General features: G+C 48.9%; 1 protein-coding gene. It reads right to left on the bottom strand.

Going from position 1 to position 3,618, the window contains the following annotated elements; genetic code table 11:
• Positions 1-167: 167 nt before the first annotated feature.
• Positions 168-3,618, bottom strand: a 3,451-nt coding sequence (locus J536_RS25565; RefSeq protein WP_416202126.1) for a beta strand repeat-containing protein, incomplete at its 5' end; no start/stop codon positions are given.

Genomic DNA, 3,618 nt, shown 5'->3' with positions numbered 1-3,618 from the left:
ACCGTCTGTGCCTAGCTCGTCTGCATTCAAGATACCGTCGCCATTTAAGTCTTCAGGAACCGTAATCGCACCGATCAGGTCTGCAGGCAAGGTATCTACAGTCACGGTGATATCTGCATCTGCAACATCAAGGTTACCTTGTGCATCCACTGCTTCTGCATGGATGGTCACAGGGCCTTCGCCTGTGACAGGAATCGCTGCGTGATGAAGCCGTTTGCAAGGTCAGCTGCTGTCACGGTGTAGTTAGTACCGTTCACATTCACCACTGTGCCGTCGATTGCATCTGGTCCCAACGCCACTTGTGCATTGAAGGTACCGTCTGTGCCTAGCTCGTCTGCATTCAAGATACCGTCGCCATTTAAGTCTTCAGGAATCGTGATCGCACCGATCAGGTCTGCAGGCAAGGTATCTACAGTCACGGTGATATCTGCATCTGCAACATCAAGGTTACCTTGTGCATCCACTGCTTCTGCATGGATGGTCACAGGGCCTTCGCCTGTGACAGGAATCGCTGCGGTGATGAAGCCGTTTGCAAGGTCAGCTGCTGTCACGGTGTAGTTAGTACCGTTGATATTCACTACTGTGCCGTCGATTGCATCAGGTCCCAACGCCACTTGTGCATTGAAGGTACCGTCTGTGCCTAGCTCGTCTGCATTCAAGATACCGTCGCCATTTAAGTCTTCAGGAATCGTGATCGCACCGATCAGGTCTGCAGGTACTGTATCAATAGTAAGCGTAGCTGTATCTGTAGCAGTATTTCCAGCTGGATCAGTTGCAGTTACAGTTACAATATGAGGACCATCTATTAATGCAGGCAAAGTATTGTCTGCAAGCGTCCAAGTACCATCACCGTTATTCACTGCCGGATAATCAACGCCATCCACATTCACAACCACAGTGGCTGTTGGGTCATTAATTACCCCTGTTAAAGCAGGAGTTGTGTCATTAGTAGTTAAGTCATCTAAAGATACAACTGGAACACTAGTATCAATCGTCACCACTGCTGTATCTGTACCTGCATTGCCTGCTGCATCTGTTGCAGTCACGGTAATGGTGTGTGGACCATCAGTTAACGCAGGAAGTGTATTGTCTGCAAGCGTCCAGGTGCCGTCACCATTGTTCACTGCCGGATAGTCAACACCATCCACGTTCACAACCACTGTTGCTGTCGGATCGTTCACTGTACCAGTGAGTGCTGGTGTGCTGTCGTTCGTCAACACATCATCAAGTACAACCACTGGCGGTGTGATGTCTGCAGAGACTGTGCCTGTACCTGGCAATGAAGTATTGCCTGCAGGGTCAGTGGCTGTTGCAGTCACGGTATCGCCATCCACCAGGTTACCCGGGTTTGGTACTGACCAGCTGCCATCTGTGCCTGCTACCACTGTTGTAGTGGTGCCGTCAGGGAAGCTGACAGTCACTGTTGAACCAGGTTCTGCTGTACCGCTCACCGGGTCAGTCGCATTGATTGGATCAAGTACAGGTGCATTTGGTGCTGTGGTATCAATCGTCACCACTGCTGTATCTGTACCTGCATTGCCTGCTGCATCTGTTGCAGTCACGGTAATGGTGTGTGGACCATCAGTTAACGCAGGAAGTGTATTGTCTGCAAGCGTCCAGGTGCCGTCACCATTGTTCACTGCCGGATAGTCAACACCATCCACATTGACAACCACAGTTGCGGTCGGATCGTTCACTGTACCAGTGAGTGCTGGTGTGCTGTCGTTCGTCAACACATCATCAAGTGCAACCACCGGCGGTGTGATGTCGGCAGAGACTGTGCCTGTACCTGGCAATGAAGTATTGCCTGCAGGGTCAGTTGCTGTTGCAGTCACGGTATCGCCATCCACCAGGTTACCCGGGTTTGGTACTGACCAGCTGCCGTCTGTGCCTGCCACGACTGTTGCAGTGGTGCCATCAGGGAAGCTCACAGTCACTGTTGAACCAGGTTCTGCTGTACCGCTCACTGGGTCAGTTGCATTGATTGGATCAAGTACAGGTGCATTTGGTGCGGTGGTATCAATTGTATAAGTTTGTGTATCATTAACAGTGCTGCTATTACCTACTGCATCAGTAAAGGTTACTTTGGCATCAATTGTTTTATCTGCATCCGCTGTTAAACCACTACCCGGCACACTTACTGTCCATGTACCTGCTGCACTGTCTACAGTTGCATTATAAGTTATCCCATTAATAACAACTGTAACGGCTGTAGTAGCCGCATCTGAAGGAACGTTTGTCAGAACACCAGTAATCGTGACATTACCCGCTGCTTCTGATGCATTAATTACATTGTCAGCTGTTACTGAATCAACTGCGAAGTTGACACCATCGGTATTTGGGCCAACTGCATCGACAATAGCTGTGCCTGGTAATGATGGGTTACCTGCTGAATCTGTAGCAATCGCTTCAACTTCATCGCCATCATTCAGGCCAGGGTTTGGCACAGTCCACGTACCGTCTGGTCCTGCTACAACACTTGCTGTACTGCCGTCAGGATAAGTCACAGTCACTGTTGAACCAGGTTCTGCTGTACCTGTAATCGGGTCTGTCCCGTTAACCGGGTTAATTACTGGAGCATCAGGTGCAGTGGTATCGATTGTATATGTTTGTGTATCATTAACACTGCTGCTATTACCTGCTGCATCTGTAAACGTTACTTTGGCATCAATTGTTTTATCTGCATCCGCAACCAAACCGCTACCCGGCACACTTACTGTCCATGTGCCTGCTGTGCTATCTACAGTCGCAGTATACGTCTGGCCATTGATCACAACAGTGACCACTGTATTTGCTGCATCTGCCGGAACGTTTTTCAATATACCTGTAACAGTAACGTTGCCTGACGCTTCTGATGCATTAATCACATTGTCAGCTGTTACTGAATCAATCGCAAAATTTACTGACCCTGTATTCGGTGCTGCTGTATCAACTGTCACAACACCCGTATCTGTACCTACGTTACCTGCTGCATCTGTTGCAGTCACGGTAATGGTGTGTGGACCATCAGTTAATGCAGGAAGTGTATTGTCTGCAAGCGTCCAGGTGCCGTCACCGTTATTCACTGCCGGATAATCAACGCCATCCACATTCACAACCACTGTTGCTGTCGGATCGTTCACTGTACCAGTGAGTGCTGGTGTGCTGTCGTTCGTTAATAGATCAGTTATAACAACTGCTGGTGCAACTGCATCAACAGTAGCTGTACCTGGTAAAGATGGGTTGCCTGCTGGATCTGTAGCAATTGCCTCAACTTCGTCACCATCATTAAGGCCAGGGTTTGGTACTGACCAGCTGCCATCCGGTCCTGCTACAACTGTTGCTGTGTCACCATTAGGATAAGTTACTGTTACGGTTGAACCAGGTTCTGCCGTACCTGTAATCGGGTCTGTCCCGTTAACCGGGTCAATTACTGGTGCTGAAGGAGCAGCTGTATCCAGTGTATAAGTTTGTGTATCGTTAACTGTGCTGCTATTACCTGCTGCATCAGTGAAGGTTACTTTAGCATCAATCGTTTTATCAGCATCAGCAACCAAACCGCTACCTGGTACACTTACTGTCCATGTACCTGCTGCACTGTCTACAGTTGCAGTATAAGTTACCCCATTAATAACAACT

Source organism: Acinetobacter sp. 809848 (assembly GCF_000581275.1).
GTDB lineage: Bacteria > Pseudomonadota > Gammaproteobacteria > Pseudomonadales > Moraxellaceae > Acinetobacter > Acinetobacter pittii.
The sequence above is the reverse complement of the archived record's forward strand: the minus strand, read 5'-3'. Positions and strand labels throughout refer to the sequence as shown.